At 49.0% G+C, this 22154-nt stretch carries 18 protein-coding genes; 7 read left to right on the forward strand and 11 right to left on the reverse strand.

Annotation, left to right across the window (positions count from 1 at the left end):
* Positions 1-133 precede the first annotated feature (133 nt).
* From ACF8OF_RS13635 to ACF8OF_RS13670, 8 genes are all read right to left on the reverse strand, one after another.
* Positions 134-1255, reverse strand: coding sequence for a JmjC domain-containing protein (locus ACF8OF_RS13635; RefSeq protein WP_392496954.1), 1122 nt, complete (start codon positions 1253-1255; stop codon positions 134-136).
* Positions 1256-1690: 435 nt separating this feature from the next.
* Positions 1691-2101: an SMI1/KNR4 family protein gene (locus ACF8OF_RS13640; protein WP_262882825.1), complete on the reverse strand. Its 411-nt coding sequence runs from the start codon at positions 2099-2101 to the stop codon at positions 1691-1693.
* Entirely contained in the window at positions 2098-2697 is a 600-nt protein-coding gene (locus ACF8OF_RS13645) for an HNH/ENDO VII family nuclease (RefSeq protein WP_262882826.1), read from the reverse strand. Before ACF8OF_RS13645 ends, ACF8OF_RS13640 begins: the two co-directional genes overlap by 4 nt.
* On the reverse strand, positions 2694-5945 hold the full coding sequence (locus ACF8OF_RS13650) for a helicase HerA domain-containing protein (RefSeq protein ID WP_392496955.1): 3252 nt from the start codon (positions 5943-5945) through the stop codon (positions 2694-2696). The genes ACF8OF_RS13645 and ACF8OF_RS13650 overlap by 4 nt, the downstream gene beginning before the upstream one ends.
* A 10-nt stretch (positions 5946-5955) precedes the next feature.
* Complete coding sequence (locus ACF8OF_RS13655; protein ID WP_262882828.1) at positions 5956-6810, reverse strand: hypothetical protein; 855 nt, start codon at positions 6808-6810, stop codon at positions 5956-5958.
* Between the two features lie 11 nt (positions 6811-6821).
* Complete coding sequence (locus ACF8OF_RS13660) at positions 6822-9080, reverse strand: dynamin family protein (protein ID WP_392496956.1); 2259 nt, start codon at positions 9078-9080, stop codon at positions 6822-6824.
* Positions 9081-9094: 14 nt separating this feature from the next.
* Entirely contained in the window at positions 9095-10069 is a 975-nt protein-coding gene (locus ACF8OF_RS13665; protein WP_279798003.1) for a dynamin family protein, read from the reverse strand.
* Between the two features lie 9 nt (positions 10070-10078).
* On the reverse strand, positions 10079-10975 hold the full coding sequence (locus tag ACF8OF_RS13670) for a YafY family protein (RefSeq protein WP_262882831.1): 897 nt from the start codon (positions 10973-10975) through the stop codon (positions 10079-10081).
* A 349-nt stretch (positions 10976-11324) separates the two neighbouring features.
* Here ACF8OF_RS13670 and ACF8OF_RS13675 point away from each other — a divergent pair, with 349 nt between their 5' ends.
* On the forward strand, positions 11325-11588 hold the full coding sequence (locus ACF8OF_RS13675; protein ID WP_262882832.1) for a VF530 family protein: 264 nt from the start codon (positions 11325-11327) through the stop codon (positions 11586-11588).
* 56 nt (positions 11589-11644) lie between these two features.
* Here the strand turns inward: ACF8OF_RS13675 and ACF8OF_RS13680 are convergent, their stop codons facing one another.
* Positions 11645-13015: a rhodanese-like domain-containing protein gene (locus ACF8OF_RS13680; protein WP_392496957.1), complete on the reverse strand. Its 1371-nt coding sequence runs from the start codon at positions 13013-13015 to the stop codon at positions 11645-11647.
* A gap of 8 nt (positions 13016-13023) precedes the next feature.
* Complete coding sequence (locus ACF8OF_RS13685; RefSeq protein WP_392496958.1) at positions 13024-14016, reverse strand: YeeE/YedE family protein; 993 nt, start codon at positions 14014-14016, stop codon at positions 13024-13026.
* A gap of 175 nt (positions 14017-14191) precedes the next feature.
* On the opposite strand from ACF8OF_RS13685, the gene ACF8OF_RS13690 reads away from it, so the two are divergent.
* Complete coding sequence (locus ACF8OF_RS13690; RefSeq protein ID WP_262882835.1) at positions 14192-14716, forward strand: beta/gamma crystallin family protein; 525 nt, start codon at positions 14192-14194, stop codon at positions 14714-14716.
* On the opposite strand, the gene ACF8OF_RS13695 is transcribed toward ACF8OF_RS13690, so the two are convergent.
* Complete coding sequence (locus ACF8OF_RS13695) at positions 14717-15868, reverse strand: ROK family protein (RefSeq protein ID WP_392496959.1); 1152 nt, start codon at positions 15866-15868, stop codon at positions 14717-14719.
* 332 nt (positions 15869-16200) lie between these two features.
* Here ACF8OF_RS13695 and ACF8OF_RS13700 point away from each other — a divergent pair, with 332 nt between their 5' ends.
* Genes ACF8OF_RS13700 through ACF8OF_RS13720 form a run of 5 tightly spaced genes read left to right on the forward strand, consistent with a single transcriptional unit; the run spans position 16201 to position 22152 of the window.
* Entirely contained in the window at positions 16201-17691 is a 1491-nt protein-coding gene (locus tag ACF8OF_RS13700) for a Na+:solute symporter (protein ID WP_279797996.1), read from the forward strand.
* Between the two features lies 1 nt (position 17692).
* A complete protein-coding gene (locus ACF8OF_RS13705) occupies positions 17693-18961 on the forward strand; it encodes an AGE family epimerase/isomerase (protein ID WP_392496960.1) in 1269 nt (422 codons plus the stop codon).
* Positions 18958-20241: a hypothetical protein gene (locus tag ACF8OF_RS13710; RefSeq protein ID WP_392496961.1), complete on the forward strand. Its 1284-nt coding sequence runs from the start codon at positions 18958-18960 to the stop codon at positions 20239-20241. Before ACF8OF_RS13705 ends, ACF8OF_RS13710 begins: the two co-directional genes overlap by 4 nt.
* Entirely contained in the window at positions 20234-21010 is a 777-nt protein-coding gene (locus ACF8OF_RS13715) for a glucosamine-6-phosphate deaminase (protein WP_349466829.1), read from the forward strand. The genes ACF8OF_RS13710 and ACF8OF_RS13715 overlap by 8 nt, the downstream gene beginning before the upstream one ends.
* A complete protein-coding gene (locus ACF8OF_RS13720) occupies positions 21004-22152 on the forward strand; it encodes an N-acetylglucosamine-6-phosphate deacetylase (protein WP_392496962.1) in 1149 nt (382 codons plus the stop codon). Before ACF8OF_RS13715 ends, ACF8OF_RS13720 begins: the two co-directional genes overlap by 7 nt.
* Positions 22153-22154: the final 2 nt, after the last annotated feature.

A 22154-nucleotide genomic window follows, 5' to 3' on the forward strand; every position in this document is an offset into this window, starting at 1 on the left:
ATAATCTGATATACAAAATATCCCGCCGCCAGCGGGATGACAAACATATGGCGTTGTCTTGAACGAGAGGTTTTTGGCGTGTTGAGATAAAACACCCGTCAGCGGGTGTTTTATCTTGTCAGGCAGATGTGATTTATTCTTCGAAATACCAATATCCCTGATTGATAAATTCGGTTAATTCCGCAACAAAACCCAGGTTCTTCAGTGCTTCACCGAGTTCATTCACACCGACTTCGGTTAACCGGCACAATGTATCCGCACCTTTAATTTCAGTGGTCATCCAGCCTTCGGTATTAACGAAGAAATGTTCCCCGATACGCAGAACACGCAGTCCGCTCAGCCGTATCAGTTTTTCACCAGCATTCAGAGCGTTCAGCACGTCTTCCGGCTGATACGGTGGTTCCGGAGGTGCGATATCCAGCTCATGGCGCGGGGTCGTTGCAAAACGGCCTAACCACTGCTCAAAATCACCGGGCTTGTTGATCATTTCAATCATCATGGCACGCAGGCGCTCAACCTCATAAGATTCCATTAAGCCTGAGTTTTCACGTACTGTCAGGTCCGGATCACCATAATTGACACCACCCAGATCCTGTTCCAGTGCGTAGTCTGCAAAGCTGCTCAGCAGATCACGTCCGGTCGGTCCGCGAAAGCCGACAGAATAGTTCATGGTATCTTCAAAAGTGAAACCATCGTGAGGGAATCCCGGCGGAATATACAGAATATCGCCCGGTGCCATTTCCACATCAATAATCGGCTCAAACGGGTCGACATGCAGTAATGCCGGGTGAGCGCAGAACTGACGCATGGGAAGGGCGTCACCCACACGCCAGCGGCGGCGACCCATGCCCTGGATAATGAAAACATCATAGTTATCAATATGTGGTCCGACACCACCGCCGGGCACTGAGTAAGAAATCATCAGGTCATCAAGACGCCACTCAGGCAGCACCCGGAACGGTTTCACCAGTTCTGCGGCAGGCATATGCCAATGGTTGACAGCCTGTACCAGCAGTGACCATCCTTTTTCGCCTAATTGGCTGTAGTCCTCAAACGGGCCGTGACTCGCTTCCCATTTGTTATCAATAAAGCTGACCAGGCGGCTGTCAACTTCCGGCTCCATGGCCAGACCGGCCAGTTCATCCGGCGTGATAGGGTCGGCAAAATCAGGAAATGCATTTTTCAGTACAACGGGTTTTTTCTGCCAGTATTTTTCTAAAAATTCAGGCCAGTTAAGATTCAGTTTGTTAACCATGTGACCACATCTATATGAGAGTAAATAAGCGGTAATTATAGAAGTAATGCACTGTCATATTTTTGTTTGGGGTCAAGTGCGGGTCGATAACTTTACGGGGAGATGTGTGGGCTTGATAGTGATTCAGTTGCCGGACGGCCGAAGACACGAAATCGTTATCCACGATAAATGAACCAGCATGATTAGCCTGGCGGAATGCCGGGATTCGTTATTTTATACATTGATTCGCATAATGTATATTATGTTAAATAACATGTAGAAGGTACTGGTAATGATTAGATGCAATAATATCAATGTGTTATATCGTTCATTGGCGTTCCCTGCTCTCCTATCCGGTAACGTGAACTGATGTACAATATCCGTCAGTTCACGGATACTGTACAAATTAGTTATTGGTTCATTCGGACGAACTCCTCCGGAACCATACGCCGTTTTTTATGACTTAATGTGGAAGACGATGCGCAGTAAAAAGGCTTCAAGGTCTTCATCGCTGGTATCTACTACTCCGTTTATCATCGACCAGGTGAGGATTTTGCGCCGTTTATTATCATAAAGGTAATAATACCCATCACCAATATCATAAAGAGGCACTGCTTGTGGCGGATAGTCCCTGCCTTCACGTAGAGGTTCTATCGCGCTAAGAATGTTCAGATGCGACGTCGCAGGAACACCGAGGCCGTAAACCTCGGCCGCCCCCGAGGAAATCAAACCAAACTCAGACAAATAGGCTTTATACTCCGGGGAAAATTGAATCCCTAAAGCCTGTTCAGCAGTTATGATTTCATCCTCATTCACAGGACGAGTATCGGCACCTTGTGCCACAATCTGCTGTGCTAACTTCTTCATACTGCTTCCTCCCGGCGCTGTTTAATTTCTTCAGCTCGTGCTTTCCAGTGCGCCTCACGCTCTTTGGCAAACGCACTTCGATCGATTTCAGACTCTTTTGTCGTGTCGTGTAAGATAGTATTATTTCCACCCTCCATGTGCTGAGCGTGTGTCAACTCTGCAAGCGGAGAATCTGCCCTCTGACCAACGTGATGCAGCTCAATCGGTTTACCATTTGCATCCAATGGCGACTTACCCTTCTCCATACGCCCGAGGTTAGTATCACCTAACGCATCGGTTTGATCCGGGTCGATTTCAGTATTTATTAACGCGTCATTACCGTTAACAGTCTGACATTCCAGACCCGCATCCTGATAAATCGCTGCTTCCTCTTCGCTGTTGATACTTTCGATCACTTCATCAGTGTAACCTTCCTCGCTTAAAACCTCTTTGGTTTCTTCAGAAAGCGGAGTCAACTCATTACGCGGCAGTTCCAGATTAACAGGCTTATCGAGCTCTTCGATATTAATGTCTTCAATGCGTATATCCTTCACGCTTGCCAACAGTTCCCCCAGTGATTCCGCCGCCAGCTCTTTTAAAACGGTCATCCCAATCATGCTACAGTCTCCGGGGTGACATGTTTTCGCCATGCGGCGTATACTTTCAGATATTCATCATTTCGGCCTGCTAACTCACGCATGAAGCACTGCTGTACCGCCAGTTCAAGCTCCGCAGACAATTCACCGGTTTGCTTAACAATCAGTTGGCGTAATGACTGCTTCAACTCATCAAAGCCCGACGTAGTACGAACGCATCTCTCAATGCCGGAAGTGCAATCCAGCAGGCTAACAACCAGCTTTGCCAGGAGAGCGAAATTCTGTTCGTTTTGAAGGCTGATTTCTCCGGTTGCGCGAAACTCTTCGAATAGTGTTTTCAGCACAATTTTTTGCCCGGTTGCAAGCGGGCTGCCTTCCAGCCCGGCCTCCAGCGTCTCCAGCGAGATTGCCAGCGGCTGTCGCAGGCGCGAAGCCATCAGCCAGGTAATTAGTTGCTGGTTAAAAATCAGGGGGTTGTCCGTACTCACTGCAGATTCGTAGCGGTAGGTCACTTCTTTCCCTGCAAACTTATTAACCCGGCACAGTACAGGCTCAAGCCAGTCGTTCTGGTAAACCAGTGCTACTCCTTTTGGCAGGCGCGCAAGCTCATCCAGCTGATCGTCGTTTAATCCAGCAGATTTCCCCGCGATACGCCGGTCAGCTTCATCCGGCAGACGCATTATAATTTTTGTATTTGTATTACGAATTGCTGAAATATCAATGGCATAAGGTGACTGGTCAGCAATGATAAATCCTTCTCCCCACGTACGCATTTCGGCAATTGCGTTGGAGAGCATGTCCACCGATTTTCCCGTAATATCATTCCCTTCCCCACCGCTGCCGGAGGTGCTGCGCTTGAGGATATTGTGAGCCTCTTCCAGCACGGTGACGTGTTTTAGCGGCTGATTCATGCCTGAAAAAGCAGCACGATGTTCACTCAGGCGGATGACCAGGATTCCCATAATCAGGGACTTTGTTTCCTGAGAACCAATACGACTGAGATCGACAACCACATTACTGTCGAACAGCTCTGTGTTATCAATTTCTTCGCCGCAGAAAATCAGCCCGTTCAGCCCATTGGTCAATGATTTCACGCGTGTCACCAGCGAGCCGGTATAATTACTTTTAAGCTCCTGGGAGTAGGCGGAATCATCGATCACGGCTTTCAGCTGCACCAGCAGATCGTTGAACGTCGGGAACAAGGCCGGGGTGAAACGGTTAACAGAGCTGACTATGTCCCAACCGCATTCACTGTAGCTTTGCAGAATAGCCTCTTTAAGGATGGCGGGCATTGCGGCATACATCGGCCAGCACATGGTAAAGATCTCCACCAGCCGATCTATGTGTTCAAGGACGTGAGTCTCATCCGGGAAGCGGAAGGGGTTGATACGCAACAGCTCACTGTATTTCGCATTACTGCCCAGTACCCGGACGTCGTTACGGTGACCAAACATATGTTTGTACTCACCTTTTGCCGGTTCAATAACCATAAACGCCACATTATGGCGGCCTAGTTGGGAAAGAAGCTCATAAATGGTATTGCTTTTACCTGCCCCTGTTGAGCCTGTGACAAAAATATGACTCGCCAGTTGGTCAACGTCCAGATTGATGGTTTGTGGCAGATCATTCCACAAGTGGCGTATAGAACCAAGGCTGATTTCGCGATCGGCATGTGTTCTATCTCCATTGCTGTCGAGGCGCTGAACTTTACGACCGAAAGCCCGGGTCTGAAGAACTGCCACAGTGGAGGTTGAACGGCGCGGCAGACTAAGCTGAATAGCCATTTCTTTACCCGATACCAGCGTGGCGGGTGTCAGGTAATCAATATTTATTCCTTCAGAGAAGGCTGGAGTAAGACGCGGATGCGTCAGCGTAGCCAGCCAGTCAAGTACCACCCTTTTATTTTGAGACTGCCAGGTTGTCAAAGCAAAATCTTCCGTACTGGAGCGACTACCGCGCATCAGCCCGAGGAAAATGCTCGCTAAGGATTCAGATGAGGCTGCGCTGTCACCGATAAAGTAGGCTGCTGTTTGCCAACCGCCGTAGGTACGGGCTTCGTTAACGCGCTCCAGGTGGTGGTCAACTTTTTCCAACATCTTTTCGATAGTCTTGTCGCTTACTTCCAGTGAGATTTGCTGGTTGCTTCCCTGCGTTTTATTCAGCGAGTGGCTGTCGGTGCGGCTGGTAGTATCGGTTTTACTTGTCGTTATACTACTGGCTTGCGACAGGTTGTCGGTATGGCTTTCCGAAAGACTTTCCGATCCTCCGCTATTTATGCTGCCAGAAATATTTCTTGGTAACACTGCATTTTTCAGCAGACTGCCGATACCGCGAGCTATCCCCATGCTATCGCCCTTAGTTCGAGCCTGGTGATATTCATCATAGGTGCGTGTGAAAGCATCGGACGTGCTGACGGTTTGCGATTCTCCCCAACTTTTACTGGTCGATTTACCGGTAGTGTCCGAGGTGCCTTTAGTTTCGGTCATGCCCAGGCTTTCGCCCAGTGACTGACTTAATCCTTCGCTGATGCTCAAGCCTACGCTTTCACTGTCCTGTACGCCGAACGAGTACTGCCTTTTTGCCAGACTGGAAAGCTGGGTCGCGACCTGTTCGTAACCTGTGCGAATCACGTCCAGATTTTGCGGTGAAACCGGTTCCGCGAGAATCAGAGCCTGATACACCCTGCTTTCCGCAGCGTCGATAAAATGTTCCAGTCCCTGCATAAAGTGTTCATGATTATCCGTGGACAAAGACGGCACGCCGGTAACGGCAGTGATGGTTGCAGAAGGCTCATCCTGCTGCGCCAGCGCCCCCTCAAGAAGTTCGTCGGTTTCATCTGCTGCCAGCGGCACCAGGCTACTACCGGAAAAATGTCCTTTAAAGGTTTCTTTGAGCAGCTCACCAGAATTATGGCCCAGCATCTTTCCCGGCGTACCACGTGTACCTATGTACAAGTTGGTTTCGCGTCCATCGGACTTAAGGAACAGAAAAACAGCATAACCGGCTGCGCCCAGTGCGGTATAAGCAGCGGTGGTGCTTTCAAGCACCGACTGTTTGTTTTCCTGCACGATGCGCTCAATGCGGAATATACGGATATCCCCGGCACGGTTGACGGGCAGCCCTGCCTGAGTAGATACGGCCTGCAAGGGATAGTTTTTCATCTCCGCCAGATAACTGCGGTTGATAAGCACTCTTGCCGATTGCAAGGTCACATCTGTGCGCTGCTCGAGGTCTTTAAGACGTGACGGTGTCATGATTTTTTGCGACATATATTCACCTTTAGAGTAAAGAAATCACTAGCGCAGCCAGAACCGCAAGGGCCCCGCCAGCCATCACCGCTATGCGCAAAAAGCCAGACGGAGAGGAAGATGATCCAGAGTGCGGGCGGGAAGCCGCCCTGGCTTGGTGGGGTTGAGGTTTTGGCTTGATGGTTATGCGCTCAAAGCCTTTCACCCCACGCATGCGCAGCACATTACGCACCTCAATTAAGTGCTCAAAACGTGCTTTGGCAAAATTGCTATTCAGATAAGATGTCTGCAAGTCGTAGTAATCAGCATCCCATTGGGCAGGGTCATTATTCATTTTTCCGGCCAGAGAGTTTTCTTCGTAATCTACAAATAAATTGGTAATCCGATCTTGAGCCCAGACGACGGCCTTAATGATTTCATTATCTTCCAGCCGGTTGTTTTCAAGCTCATTGATTAAGGCCGAACGCACCATACCGGGAACGCCTTGTTCAACCATTTTTGCCAGATTAGTACCGGGTAAATAGCCTTGCATATTCATTGTTTTCGTTCCCTCGGTGTGCCCGGTTACAGATGCTTTTGCAAACCCGGCAATACCATTGCGGATAAGATGCTCACGAACATCAATAAGATGATTGATACGCATTTCGGCGAAGTTGTTCTGCGCCAGCTTGCGTTGGCGGTCGAAATACCCGGCGTTCCAGTCAAGTTCATCCGGCTCTATGGCCGCGAAAATCTCGTTAACCCGGTAATCATCAAAAAAATCAGCAATATTGGAGCAGGAGGCGACAAGCTTGCGTATTTCATCGCCTTCCAGATCATTACGGGTTAATTGTTCCAATAAATTCTGGCGCAGGGTTTGCTTTTTTTTAGTTTTATCGTCCATCATAAATCCTTTTATTAAATAGCCAGTGTGTTATCAAGTTTTGCTTTAAAATCAACAATCCAACACTGCTGCTCTCTCGCCTCTGAGATAGCCTGCTCTCGAACCTCTTTATTATTTAGCTGCTCTTGCATCATTCCAATTAAAGTTTCAAACTTCTCATTAAACTCACGTTCAATAAAGGCCAGATAATTTTTCACCAGCTTATCTTTATCGGCCTCAAATTTTTTCAGTGCACTGGCCCTGAAGTCATTAAACTCACTTTCAATAATAGTGCGTTTTTCTTTCCAGGTTTCATTCATATCGACGTATTGGACGATGTGATAATCGTACACGGTACGTGTACTCCCCCATGAGAAAGGGTTATACCAGCGGGAATCGCTGACCTCGCGACCGTTAGAGCGCTCCTCTTTAGTCTTAATATCACTATCGTTGAGGCTCAGGTTGAGTGACATATCCTGCATACTTTCTTTAAGGCCTTGCAGCATAGGCAAAGCCAGCGTGCGGGCTTCATCAAATATCTCGGCGATAAATTTCTGATACTCTTTTTGCAGTTCCTCTTTAATATACTGCTGCCCATCTGTGAAGGCGATTTCAAAATTACTAATCAGATCGTTACTTGCAAAGGTCAGCTTTCGTTCAGCGTTTTCTAATTCGATTTTTGCACGGTTTATATCCACCTCTCCCTGGGCACTAATTTCATTAGACAATTCCTTTAACAGGCGTCGGAACTTCTTATCTTCATGAGTAAATTTCTCGGCAATAAATACCGGAAGCCCCTTCCCTTCACGGCGAACCTGTTCCTTATACGCTTCGGTGTCCAACCCTTTTTTATGTCTTTCCTGAAGAAGAATAATTTCATCATTAATCATCGCCAGTTCTTTCTCATCTTTTTTAAGTTGTTCTGCAAGATGAGTTTCTTTCATACCCAACTCGATTGCACGACGCAGGGCGGCATAGGCACGATTCAGACGTGTAGGGACGTTATACTTATCGATATACTCATCAATCATGACTTCCACGGCTGGCAGCCCGCTGTGCTTAAGTACATTGGTCAGGCCTCGTTCTTCAAGACTGCGGCGTACACGTGAGGTAAGCGGCATATATTCCGGGAAATTCATTGTGGGTTCTTCGAGAAACAGCTCTGTCATACTGTTTAAATCGCCGCGTTCTTTGCGGGTCAGATCGTCAGGATGTTTACGCAGCAAGTAAGTTAACTGTGCTGAGACCGGGTAAATTTGCGGATTAATAATGCCATTATTCTCAAGATATTCTTTAACCCTCTCAAGTGCGGCATCTACATACTCGCCTTTTTCCGGGTCGAAGGCGTCCATTTTGTTCACCACAAAAATAAAGCGATCCTTGCTTTGCTTACCACCTTTTTTCATGGTTTCCGAAACCAGGCTCAGTAATCTTTTATCATCGTCGGTGCCTAGCTGAGTACCATTTAATACATAGAGGATCAACGGGTTACGTCTGGAGTCTTTGATAAAACTCATCGTTTTCAGCGCGTGGTCCGCATCCTGACTATTGTTTGGCCCCGGTGTGTCGGTTAGCACCAGGCGAACATGGTCGCGTGGTTGCATCGCAACAATATTGCCACGCAGCTCGATTTCCTGAGTATCCGGCAGCTGGTTCCACTTTTTGAGCGTATCAGCATTAATCTCAGCCAGCGATTCTTCCTCGCCACTGCCGGAAAAACGGCGGGCAGCAAAATTATTTCCCGTAGTTTTATCATCTATTATTTGCGCAATAGTCGCCGTGGTTGCTTCGTTCGCTGCAGGTAGCAGCTCCTGTCCAAGCATGGCATTGATTAACGTTGATTTGCCTGAAGACATGGTCGCAACCACGTATACGTTAAAATCGTTATTAAAAGCTTCCTGGAAATCGTTGCGTACCTGTTCGTTGTTAATGATGTAGTCATTGAATTGTGGGTTGAGTTTCGCCTCTTCCATCAGCGCATTAATCTCATCCAGGCGGTCCTCCGTCGCCCGCACCTGCTGCCAACGCAAATTGATTTCCATACCATTTTCCCTGGCTACAGCGGCGGCTTCCTGCACGTCCATAAAATCAGATTCAACGCCTTTGAACTCAACATCGAGCTTTGTTTCGCCGTTTAACAACGCCTGTAACTCGGCAAATAGTGATTCCACCCAGAGCTGTAAACGCGCTTCTTTATAGCTGGAAAGTTTACATCCCGAAGCGGGTTCTACGCCGTTAACCAGGAATGTTGATTCAACGGTAAAGGGGTTATGTTCCAGATAAATACTGTTCATAGTTTTCCGAATAGTTAGTTGTGTTGTGAAAGAAAAATTTCTAGGGTACGTATACCGCTATAAGCGATAAACTGTTTCAGCTCCGTTTTATCGAAAATATCGGACCGGACATTTTCAGTCTGACTTCTTTTTAATTCAGTACGAACCAGGTGCTTAATAGCGTGAGGTACGTGAGATGCATCATTGAGGATAAATTTATTCTGCCTAAATCGTTGCAGCTCAGCCTGTAAGTGATGTTTTTGATTTCGGGTAATACTTTTGCGATTGAGAACTTTTTTAGCTATTAAGGACGTTTGCATCATCGCCGGGATAATCATCGGCCGTGAAAATCCCATTTCCTCCAAATAGTTCCGGGTTTTTTCAAGGAAAACATCGATCGTTTCACCCCGCTCTTCATCGAGCTGATCCACCTTATTGAGGATAAAAATAATTTGGTTCCCTGAAATCAGGGCCGGACTATTTTTAATCTTCTGAAGTAGCTGTAAGTCATCTTGTGTCGCCAGTTGGGTTGCATTGAGCACGTAGACCAACAGTTTTTTACCCGGTAACATCAGCGCCGTATCCAGCAGAGCTCTATGGCTGGTATCCTGGCTATTGTTGGGCCCCGGAGTATCGTAAATAACCAGAGGCGTTACTGTTTTACGCAGGTTCTCAATGCTGCAATTCAGCTCGATATACTTCACTGCCTGATGGTCGTTCCACTGCCGGAGGGTTGAAGCTTGCACATTCTTACTACGTTCATAGCATTCGCCCGGTCGGGTGTAGCTCGCACCTTCAATGCGCTGGCGTAAATTTCGGTTATGAGTAATACGCGTCAATGTTGCGGTGGCAGCTTCATTGGCTGAATAAAGAACTTCATCACCCAGCAGCGCGTTAATTAAGGAGGTTTTTCCCGCACTCATCGTTGCTGCGACAATCACATTGTAATGCTCAGCCACCTTTAATATTTGTTTGGTAAATTTATTTTTACCACTTTTTGCGCCTACCATATACATTCCTTATATACCCAGATATTTTTTCATCTTAGCTTCCAATTCCTGCTGCAAATTTTCAGGAGAAATAATTCGTAAATGAGGAAGCCAATATTGCACTACGGGTAAAATCTCATTCTTATGTGAAACTTTACTGGAGATAATTAATCCGCCGTCAATTAATTCTTTTTCGATAACTTGTCCGACTATCAGATCGCGGCGCTGAAAATATTCAGCCACAACGTTGGTCACCTTAATTACCACTTCAAATTTCTGCTCATCGCTCCACACGCTCTCTTCATTTTCTAGCTCTTTAAGTAAATCAGTTGAGTGCTCAAAGAGATCAAAGCTACAGTTGAGCGCTGAGATTTTACCGAGCGTAAATTTCTTCATTTTTTTTTGATGCTGAGCGGCGAGATACCAGATGCCGTTATGGTTAATCAGCTGATAAGGTTCTACAGTATAGCTTTGCAGCTCAGCGCTTTTATAGAAGCTAAACGATACCCTGCGGCGCTCATCAATCGCCTGCTGCAGACGCACAAAGTTCTCAGTTTGATGTTCATTCTTAATATAGTGATGGCCTCTTACCAGGATATTCTGAGCTGTTTCCGAGTAAAATATGGACTGTAACATTTTTCTGTCCATCACGGGAAACAGCCCTTTCACTCCGGCCACTTTAGCAAAAGTATCAATGCTTGAAGCATCAAACTTGCCAAGATACTCCGGCCTCAGAGAGTAGGAGTTTAGTTTTGCATCTTTTTCTATCCCCGCAACTGTGAGCCGTTCCTCTATATCACGACGGATGGTGCGCTGATGTACGCCATATTCTTCCGCCAAAGCGCTGAGCGTTAAAGTCTCACCACGGTTAAAACGTAGCAAAATATCCGCAAGTCGCGTGGCCAATAAAAGATTCTTTTTGCTCATTTGCTAATCCTTGCTGTTCAACTCGTTTGTGATCTTACATGTACAGGTTGACAGGTTATGTCACAATTTCTAAAATTTTTGAATACTATGGCTATAAAGGAAAATGAAAACGCAAAAATAAAACAGCTTCTCATTATAATATTACCTGATTTTTAGATTCATCCGTCCTGTTCTCCCTTTTATGGTAATTAAATTCGTTTAACTTTGCTGATAAATAATGAAACAATACTTTTCATCTATTACAAACAGGCACTGTTAAATAATTTGATACTGCCGGGAGGGATAATTGTCATACTCCGGCGTTTACGGTATCCTTCCCTGCTCAGACAAAATAACAGGATATTCATTCATGACAGCCCACAAATCCAATGATCCGCTGCATGGCGTTACGCTCGAAATGCAGGTTAATGCACTGGTTGCAAAATATGGCTGGGCAAAGCTGGGTAAGTTAATCAATATTAACTGCTTTAAGAATGACCCCAGCGTAAAATCAAGTCTGAAATTTCTCCGCCGTACTCCCTGGGCCCGTACCGAGGTTGAGAATTTATATCTTGATTCACTGGATGATACGGATAAAAAAACAGACAGCATCTGGCCGGAAGGCCCATGGTAAAATACCGGATATCACCGGCTTCCGTTATTTCTGCGGAAACCGGTATTTCAGTTAAATCAGCTTTTGCAGGATTGGCCCGGTTTTTTGATTATTTCACCATAATCATTCAGTGCTGCCGGTTTTTCGCTCTGAATATTATTTAATACCGGTAATGTCGGGTCCATCTGCCAGGCATTCCAGCCGCCGTCATAAATCCGGCTGTTTTCCCAGCCCGCCAGCTGCGTCATAAACCAGGAAACACTGGCCCGCCAGCCGGTGCCGCAATAAAACGCGACCTGGTCAGTCGGTTCAATACCCTGCGTTTTCCATAAAGCAAAAATCTCGTCCGGATTACGTAATGTGCCGTCCGGGTCATAGTAATCGGACATATCATTCGAATTTTTACCACCGAATCCCCATATTGCCCCGGCCGGCTCTCCTTTACGCGGAATATAATCATAACCGGAGATTTTGCCGGTATATTCATCCCATGTCCGGTTGCTGATCAGTTTAAGACCGGATTTCTGACCTTGTATGGCTTCCGCCGGCATGGCAATAGTGACCTGCGGATTAACCGGAATTTCCGCGCCGAAATCTGCTACCGGTACCGGGATATTCAGAGTGGTTTCGGTTGGTAATTCCGCATCCATCCAGACATTTAAACCACCGTTCAGGAAACGGACATCCTCAACACCCGCCCATTTCAGTGCCCATAATACCCGCAATGCTGCCATCTGATTTTCAGAATAGACGATAACCGGGGTATCTTTGCGGATCCCGTTTTTCAGCAGATTATTTTTGATAACGTCAGGTTCTGATAAATTCCAGACCGGTGCGTTTTCTATCCAGTCGGTATTAAAATGGAAAGCGCCTTTAATATGCGTTGCATAGGATTTAGATTGTTCCGCATCCCCCCACGACACTTCAAATATCACCGGTTTTTGATCACGGGTATAACTTTCCGGTTTTTCACCGTTCAGTGCAGCCTGAACCCAAGCGGGAGAAACACTCAGAAAATAATTCGGGTATTTATCCATCGGCAGATCAGAATTGCTGTATTGGATGAAAGATTTAAATGCCCTGACCTGAAAACCTTTGGCTGCAAATTCAGCGGTAATTCTTTCCAGTGAATCAGGGTCACTGTCGTAAAATACCAGGATTTTTTCTTTGGTCATCCCCTTTTCTGCCAGAAAATTATCGAATTTATCTTCGTCAATAAAATCCAGCCAGCCGGTGGTAAACTGCATAGCTCCTTTAATATGACCGCCGCGGGTCGCGCCTTTATCTTTAAAACCGAAATATAAACTGTCCGGCCGGGTATCAATAATAAGGTATTCCGGGTTGTTCAGGTTCTCCGACAATTCTTCAATGCCGATCTCTTTTACCACCGTCTGGTCACAACCGGACAGTAATAGCGGTATCAAAAGAAAGAGTGATTTTGTTTTCATATGTGATCCTATAAACGACATTGTCCTGAACGGAAGAAATAACTGGTGATCCAGACACCGGCCATAATCATGAATGTGGAAATCCATCCCTGCCAGGAGAAATAAGCGGTTGCCACAAGGGAGTTCGTGACGGTACAGCCGCCTGCCAGTGTTGCCCCTGCTCCCATCACAATCCCGCCGATCAGCCGTTTGACCACCGTAATACCATCAGGCGGAAGTGTTAATCTGAATTCTTTGCGGATAATCGCACTTATCATTGAACCGGCGAAAATACCGATAACAAATAAGGTTCCCCAGTTAAAATAACGCTGCTGTCCGGTGATCAGATACTGAATAACATTACCGGAAGGAACGGCTACACCATAGCCGAAATTACGACCTGCTTCAGCGCTGAAAACCCAGGCAATAGTCCCGAGAATACCGATCAGAAGACCGGTGATATTCAGCGGCAGATAATTAAACCGGCTCTGTGACGGCGGTGTATAGCGGGGATGATAATGCTGATAAATCAGTAATCCGGCGGTGAGAATAATTAAAAACGCGACCAGAAACCACGGGGAAATATCCAGTGTTTTATAAATTGTATCCGGTTGTGCGGGATGCTGTAGTAAGGGTTCAAACCAATGTTTCAGGCTGCCTTTCTGAGCAGCGGCTATAGTGACAACAAAGGCAAATAAGGCAATCCAGGTGCCGGTTAATCCTTCACCGGAACGGAACCATGCGCCGCTGCCGCAGCAACCGGCAAGCACCATACCGGCACCAAATACAAAACCACCGGCAAGTGTGGCGGTGATCGGCAGATTTCCTTCCGGTATGTGTAATAATCCGGCAGATTCCAGGGCAAAGAAACCAACGGACTGAATAGTGACTGCAATCAGCAGTGCGGTGAGAAACCGGGTATTTCGCTGGTAAAGAATGTTCCTGAATCCGGAAACAAAACAGAATTGACCTGACTGGAGCAACCCGCCGAACAGGATGCCGATAAATAAACCACTGACCATAAAGAAACCCCGGGGAATAAACAACTGCGTGTATCTGTGAATTTTACCCGCCCCATTATTCGCCGTTATGGCGCAAAATCAAGTTAAGGATAGTTAACCTCTTATCAGATATATCTGCTGTCACGGTGGTGAACACTCTCTTACTCTGTTCAGATATTAAGCGGTAAGGAATACGATGAAAAAGCTGACATTGTTACTGATATTATTTTCTGCGGTTGTCTCCGCCCGCAGCGGAGGGCACGGAAATTATCGCCATCAACCTGAGACTATTTATATCTGCAGGTTAACGCCCTTTTCTGATTTTCATATTGAAGCCGGTATTACGGAAGATCTGGCGCGGAAAAATACCGCACGCCGCTGTCAGCTGACACAGGGCAACGGCAGTATTTTCTGCAAAGAAGCCGATGCAAAATGTTCGGTGAGTAAATTAATTACCAGAGAGTCAGATTTGCGTAAAGCCATTGTCCTTTATGCGGAAAGCTGGCAGAAGGGAAATTATGTTGAGATCAGTGACGATATTCCGGATTTATCCCGCACCGATTTCAGTGGCACCCTTTCTTCGGTGGTTATTCCGCCCGGCTGGAAGGTGCGTTTTTATGAAGGTGAAAATTTCACCGGTGAATCTCATATTGAAGTGAGCGGAAAAAAGAATGTGACTAATTACGGTAAAAAAATCCGCTCTGTTCAGATTATTCGCTGATTAACTCCCCTGGTGGCAATATTTTGCCACCAGCGCATCAAAGAACGGGGATAATGCACCGTGCATTTCATTCATATAGGATTTGTGGTTGATGGTGAATGTGACATTCTGCTCAAAATATTCCGGTACATGCTGACTGAACCCGGTGGTGATTTCCCGGAATAATGCCTCATTGTGCGTGAACGGGCCGGAGAAAATAATGACATCCGGAAACAGAATAAAATAGATATTTGCCAGCACCCGCCCCCAGATATCCGCCGCCGCTTTCAGGCACGGAATAACGGTAATATCCGCATGCTGTAATGTTTTTGCCGCTGCCCGCTCATTACTTAAATCGCCGGGCAGCGCCTCACTCAGCACACTGCGCAATGCGGACAGGGAAAACATCTGCTCAATCGTCTGCGAATTGCCGAACGTGAGCTGCCCTAGCTCGCCGAACAGCCCCTGCTGGTTGGCATTAATCTGTTGTTTTGAATAACTTGCCGCACCAATTCCTTCCCCCCAGTGGACATACAGCACACGTCTGGCGGACAGATCATTATTTTCGAGGATAAAGGCATTCAGCTCCGCCTGTAAGTTTTTCACCAGGCAGACCGGAATGGAAAACTCCGCGGCCAGTTGCGATAAATCTATATGGCGGGCTTTCGGCCAGCGGTTGGTGTAGAGCCAGTGACAATGTTCCGCATCCATAACCCCCGGCAGCGAGATAATAATCCCTTGTACACGGGTGTCCGCCCGGCAATTTTGCAGCAGACGGCTGATCAGTGTCCGGAAGCAGTTCAGGAGTGTAGCGCTGTCAGCATTATCATCATGAACCGGCTGATGTACACCGGCGAGAACCACACCCCGGATATCCACCAGCGACGCGGTGATATTGCGGGCATCAATGCAGATAAAAATAGCCGTCAGTAACCGGAAATCCGGAATAATACCGACTTCCGGGCGCCCCGGTCCGGGCTGGTGATTAATGGTGTCCTCAGCAATAATGCCGCTCTGGATCATTTCGCCGATCAGCTGTGTCACCGTCGCCGGGCGCAGCTTGTTAGTGATCGCAAGCCCTTTACGGGTGATCACGGCCTGCATTTTGTATCCGTCCAGAATTTGCCGGAACAGATGCTGTTTACGTTCTGACGAAAGAGACGGTTTCACCATAATGATCTGCTTTCCGGTTCAGTGAGTGAGGAACAGACTGATTTTCAACTGTTTATCTGATAAGTCAATAGTGGGTGGTGTGATTACCCTATATTTATCACACATTATCTGCCGGATAAATCGCTGTTGATGCGCCCTGCGTGTGTTGTTGAATTGTGAGTCAGATCGAATTAATAACATACAGTGGAATTAAATATATTTACAGTGTGTGTAATTAATGTACAGTCAGGATCAGCTGTTCTCGCTGCCGATTATCCATTTTATGTCAGTACCCGCAATTCCCCGTTTTACTGTAGATGTTGATGACAAAATAATTATAAGGAATCAATAAGATGCAAACGCCGGACTGGATAACACTCTCACTTTTCTTCATTATCATGATAGGTATCGGTTTAAATGCTTACCGTCGTGTTAAAGGTACTAACGATTTTTATGTCGCGGGCGGTGGTCTGCCCTGGTGGCTGGCCGGGATTTCCCATCATGTGTCCGGTTATTCCGGCGTGGTGTTTACCGGTTATGCCGCCCTTGCCTATGCGACCGGGTTTAACCTGTATGTCTGGTGGGCGCTGAACGTGACTATCGCCTGTCTGCTCGGTGCGTGGCTGATTGTTCCCCGCTGGGCGCGGCTGCGTGATGCGTTGCAGGTACAGTCACCGACCGAATATCTGAAAATTCGTTACGATATTAAAACCCAGCAGGTGATCGCCTGGCTGGGCGTGCTGCTGAAACTGCTGGATACTGCCGGGAAATACGCGGCGATCGGCGTGCTGTTCTATGGCTTTACCGGTATTCCGGTGATTTACGGTGTGCTGATTTCCGGCGTGGTGGCCATGGTTTATGTCACCGTCGGCGGGTTGTGGGCCGATACCATGAATGACTTTTTCCAATTCCTGGTCGGGATTGCTGCGGGGATCATTATGTTCTTCGTGGTGCAGTCTCAGCTCGGGGATATCGGTACCAACTATCTGGATATGTGGGACAGATTACCCGCCGGTAACAGTGACTGGTTTAATGGTCAGTACAGCCCGCTGTTCTTTGCCAGCTTCGCGTTTGTCTGTTTCCTCAGTTATAACGGCGGCACCTGGAACCTCGCATCCCGCTTTATCGCCTCACCGGACGGTAAACAGGCACGCCGCGCAATGATCCTGTCCGCGTCTCTCTATCTGGTCTGGCCGCTGATTCTGTTTGCACCGATGTGGGCCGCTCCGCTGCTGATCCCGGATGTCCCGGCAGATCAGCAGACACAAATCTACTCCATGCTGACACTGAAATATCTGCCGGCCGGGTTTGTCGGGGTGATCCTCGCGTCGATGTTTGCCGCCACACTGTCGATGGTGGCCTCTGATGCCAACGCCATCAGCTCTGTACTGTCGCGGGATATCCTGCCGCTGATCTCGAAAAAAGTGAAAAGAGCCAACGGCGAAACCCCGTTGTGGATGGCACGTACCGTTACCTTCACTTTTACCCTCTGCACTATTGTTCTGGCACTGAATCAGGAGCATTTCGGCGGCATTATCGGGCTGATTGTGGTGTGGTTCGGCGGGTTAATCGGACCGGCGTCTATTCCGATGGTTCTGGGTCTGCTGCCGTTCTATAAGCATTGTGGTCCGAAGATTGCCATTACCTCTATGCTGATTGGTCTGGCGGTCTTTGCCGGCACCAAACTGTTTGTTACCGCACCGTCAATGGCGTTATCGGTCGGTGGCCCTGTCTTCTGCTCCCTGGTGTTCTTTACCCTGGCAGCCATTGTGGCGCGTAAAAATCCGGTAAAACCGGAAGTGGATGCCCTGATGCACAAACTGAGCCGTGACGGAGGTCACTGATATGGGATTAACCGCACAACAGAAAGCACAATGCCGCGCCTTATGGCAGCAGGAGCTGGAACAAAACATCCTGCCGTTCTGGCTGCGGGCGGTTGATACGGAGTCCGGCGGCGTGTTTACCTGCTTCAGTAATGACGGCGGCACCCTGCTGAGTGAAAACAAATTTACCTGGTCCCAGGGGCGTTTTTTGTGGAATGAGAGTCGTCAGGCGGCACTCATCCGCAGCGGGTTATGTCAGGGGGATGCTGCCCCCCTGCTGGCGCATGCAAAACAGACCGCGGATTTTTTGCTGGAGCATGCTTTCCTCGATAACGGCCATTGCGCTTTTTTACTGGATCGCCATGGCAATAAGCTGGAAGTGAAGCCGGGCGAGGGATATGACACCTCGTTTTACGCGGATTGCTTTGTGGTGATTGGTCTGTGTGAATATGCCTTTGTCTCCGGAGAAAGCGGGTATTTTGAGCATGCGCTGGCACTGTATGACAATGTCAGTCAGCGGCTGGCATCCGGCCGGGTGCGGAGTGAGCCGTATCCCGCTCCGCCGGGGTTTGAACCTTATGCCTATGAAATGATTATGCTGGGAACGGTAACGGAACTGCTGCGTTATGCTCTCCGTTATCAGCATCCGGCACTTTCCCGGCTGACAACCCGGACACGGCAAAGCCTCGGGCGGATTTTTACTGAGTTTCACGATCCGGAAACCCTGATCCCGCTGGAGATGAAGGTTATCCCTGAGTACCGCGATACCCTGCTCGCTCGTCATAAAACACCGGGACATACGCTGGAAAATATGTGGTTCTGCTTCCACGCCGCGCAACTGCTTGGTGAGACAGAAACGTATCTTCCCGCCATTGCGAAAATTACCTCACTGATGTGGCATATGGGCTGGGATGATCAATACGGCGGGCTGTTCCGTTATACCCTGGCAGACGGCTCTCCGCCTGCCGGACGTCTGCTTGGGGATGATCCGTATGAAACCCTGATAGCGGACACCTGGAGCAGTAAAATCTGGTGGGTGCATTCGGAAGCACTGTATACCCTGCTGCTGATGGCGGAACAGCATGACGATCCGCAATTTTTCAGCCTCTATCAGCAGACGGCAGACTATGTACTGAACACCTTCCCGAACCGGGAACAGGGGGAATGGACACAGATCCGTGATCGTGAAGGTGCGCCGCTGAACAAGGTGGTTGCGCTGCCGGTGAAAGATCCGTTCCATATCATGCGCAATCTGCAACTGATTGTCTCACTGTGCGGGTCATCATCATGATACTCGGCGTCAGTAAAACGTATATCACACCGTCACTGCCGGTGAAATTAGGCGGATTTGCGTTCCGGCATCAGCCCTGTACACAAATTGGCATGCCGCTGTATGCACGCTGCTTTATCTGGAACCGGCAGTATGCCGTTGTCAGTCTTGAACTGCTGTTTGCCGGGGATAACCTTGACCGGCAGATCCGCACGGCTCTGGCAGACATCCCGGAACTGGCCGGACTGGATCTGATCCTGACCGCCACCCACAGCCACTGTGCGCCGCAGACAGCAGATAACCACTCGCCGCAGCTGGGTGAATGTGACCCGCACTATACTGCGTTTATCACACAACAGGTTATTACCGGTTTGCAGACAGCGCTCGCCGCCGGGAAACCGGTGACAGCACAGGTTGCGGTGTCAGACTGCCCTCTGGCGGTTCACCGGCGGCTGATGGTCAACGGTGAAATCACCATGGCACCGAACCCGGATGAACCGGCGGATACTACCGCCACACTGGTACGGTTTACGGATGAGAAGCAACAGGTATGTGCGGTGCTGGTGCATAACCAGTGCCACCCGACCATTACCGGCGACAATATTCTTTCCGGTGAATATCCGGGTGTGGTTTGTGATGAAATTGAAACGGCCTTCCCGGAGGCTGTCTGTCTGCTGTTGCAGGGATTCTGCGGCGATCTGCGCCCTGATCTGAGCCGTGACGGGCAGTTTTACCGCGCGGATTATGCACAGATGGAAATCTGCGGAAAACAGCTGTCCGCTCTTTTTCTCGATGCGCTGGAACAGCCTGATTTGCCGCTTCTTCCGCTGACCACACCGCCGTATTTCCGGCAGCGTCGGATTTCACTGCCCTTACAGCCGGTGATGAACAATGAACAACTGATTCAGTTCCGTGATGAACATGCGCCGGACACGATTGAACATGAATGGGCGGTTTACAAACTGAAGCAGACAGAACGCGGAATTCCTCTGCGTGCTGAACAAACCATCACCCTGACCTGCCTGCACCTTTCACCACAGCTGAAACTGCTGACCGTCAGTGCGGAAGTTGTGAATCACTACCAGCAATTATTACGCGCCAAAGGGCAATATTTCCTGGGGATCGGCTACAGCAACGGCATGGCCGGTTACCTGCCGTCAGCCCGCCAGATTGCCGAAGGCGGCTATGAGCCGCACGGTTCAGCATACTACTTTTATCTTGATGCCCCGTTTGCACCACAGGCGGAGCACCTTTTTACAGAGGCGTTATTCCGCCTGTCAGAGGAACATAATAATGACTGATTCTCTTGTCACTGCCGGTCAGAAAGACCTGCTGCACTATGCTGTTTATGCAAACCGTGATGCGATGGGACGCGCGGCGGCTGAAAAAGCCCGCGATATTATTGTTCAGTGTCAGGCATCACAGCCGGAAGTCCGTATTATTTTTGCCTCTGCGCCGTCTCAGAATGAATTTTTGCAGCATCTGCAAACATTCCCGGAAATCGACTGGTCAAAAGTCACTGCATTTCATATGGATGAATATATCGGCCTGCCACCCGGCGCACCGCAGGCCTTCAGCCACTATATTCAGGAACATCTGTTTGATGCGGTGAAACCGGCTGCCGCACACTTTATCCGGGCGCATGCCACGGACAGTGACGCCGAATGCCGCCGTTATGCCGGGCTGCTTTCCGCTGCACCGGTGGATCTGGTGTGTCTGGGGGTGGGTGAAAACGGGCACATTGCTTTTAATGACCCGTGGGTGGCGGATTTCAGTGACAGCGCGGTTGTCAAACGGGTGCAACTGGACGAACAGTGCCGTCAGCAACAGGTTAACGACGGCTGTTTTGCGCGGACGGATGATGTTCCGATGTATGCTCTGACCCTGACAATTCCTGCGCTGGTCAGCGCCCGTCATATGGTATGTGTGGTGCCAGCCACCACCAAACGGCAGGCTGTCACCCGGATGATCCGCGATCCGATCAGTGAAGATCTGCCGGCCACCATTCTGCGCCGTCATAACAGTGCTTTCCTTTATCTGGATAAAGATTCAGGAGCAGACTTATGCTGATCCGCGCTAAAACACTGAACGGCACGCCGGTCACCATCACAACAGACAATGGTGTTATTACCGGTATTGAGCCGCTGAATACCGATACCCCGGAAAATCTGCCGTATGTCGCCGCCGGACTGGTGGATTTACAGGTCAACGGTTATGCGGGAACCGATTACAACACCCTGCCGCTGCACCGGGATGATGTCCGCCACAGTTACGAAAGACTGTATCAGAAAGGCGTAACCAGCCTGTGCCCGACCGTTATCACCAACAGTGATGAGGCGATTTCTCAACTGATGGCTGATTTTGCGGCCTTTTGTGCCGCCGATCCCCGTATCCGTGCCTCAACGGCGGGTATTCATCTGGAAGGTCCGTTTATTTCACCGTTCAGCGGGCCGCGCGGTGCGCACGATAAAGCCAGTGTGCAGCACTGCGATGCTGAAAAAGTTCGCCGCTGGCACAGCGTATCTCAGGGATTGCTGCGGATACTGACACTTTCACCTGAACAGGACGACGGACTGGCCGACACCATCCGCTTTTGTACGGATAACAATATCCGTGTCTCCATCGGGCATACCGCAGCAACACCGGCGCAGATCCGCCGTGCCGCAGAACTGGGCGCGACCATGTCCACCCACCTCGGCAACGGCTGCGAATTGCAGATGCACCGTCACCACAACCCCATCTGGGCGCAACTGGCGGAAGACAGCTTATGGAGCGGCATTATTACCGATGGTTTTCATCTGCCGCCATCATTGATCAAAGTGATTTTGCGCGCCAAACAGGACAAAATTCTGCTGACCAGCGATACCACCGCATTCGGCGGTATGGCACCGGGCCGTTATCACACCCATATCGGCGGTGATGTGGTGCTGACAGAGCAAGGCCGTCTGCATCTTGCTGCGAATGAAGAACTGCTGGCAGGCTCGGCGCAATCCGCTCTGGATTGTGTCAGTTTTCTGATCCGCAGCGGACTGAGTGACGCTGAACAGGCCTGGCATTACGCCGCTGAAAATCCGGCTGCATTCCTCGGGTTGACAGACAGAGGCACACTCGCCGCCGGAAAACGGGCGGATATCGTGGTACTGGATATACAGGGCAGCACATTGCAGGTGCTGGAAACCTATCTTCAGGGGGAGGCGGTTTACCGCGCATAACG

The sequence above is a fragment of the Morganella sp. TYF_1 genome (assembly GCF_043105645.1).
Lineage (GTDB): Bacteria > Pseudomonadota > Gammaproteobacteria > Enterobacterales > Enterobacteriaceae > Morganella > Morganella morganii_B.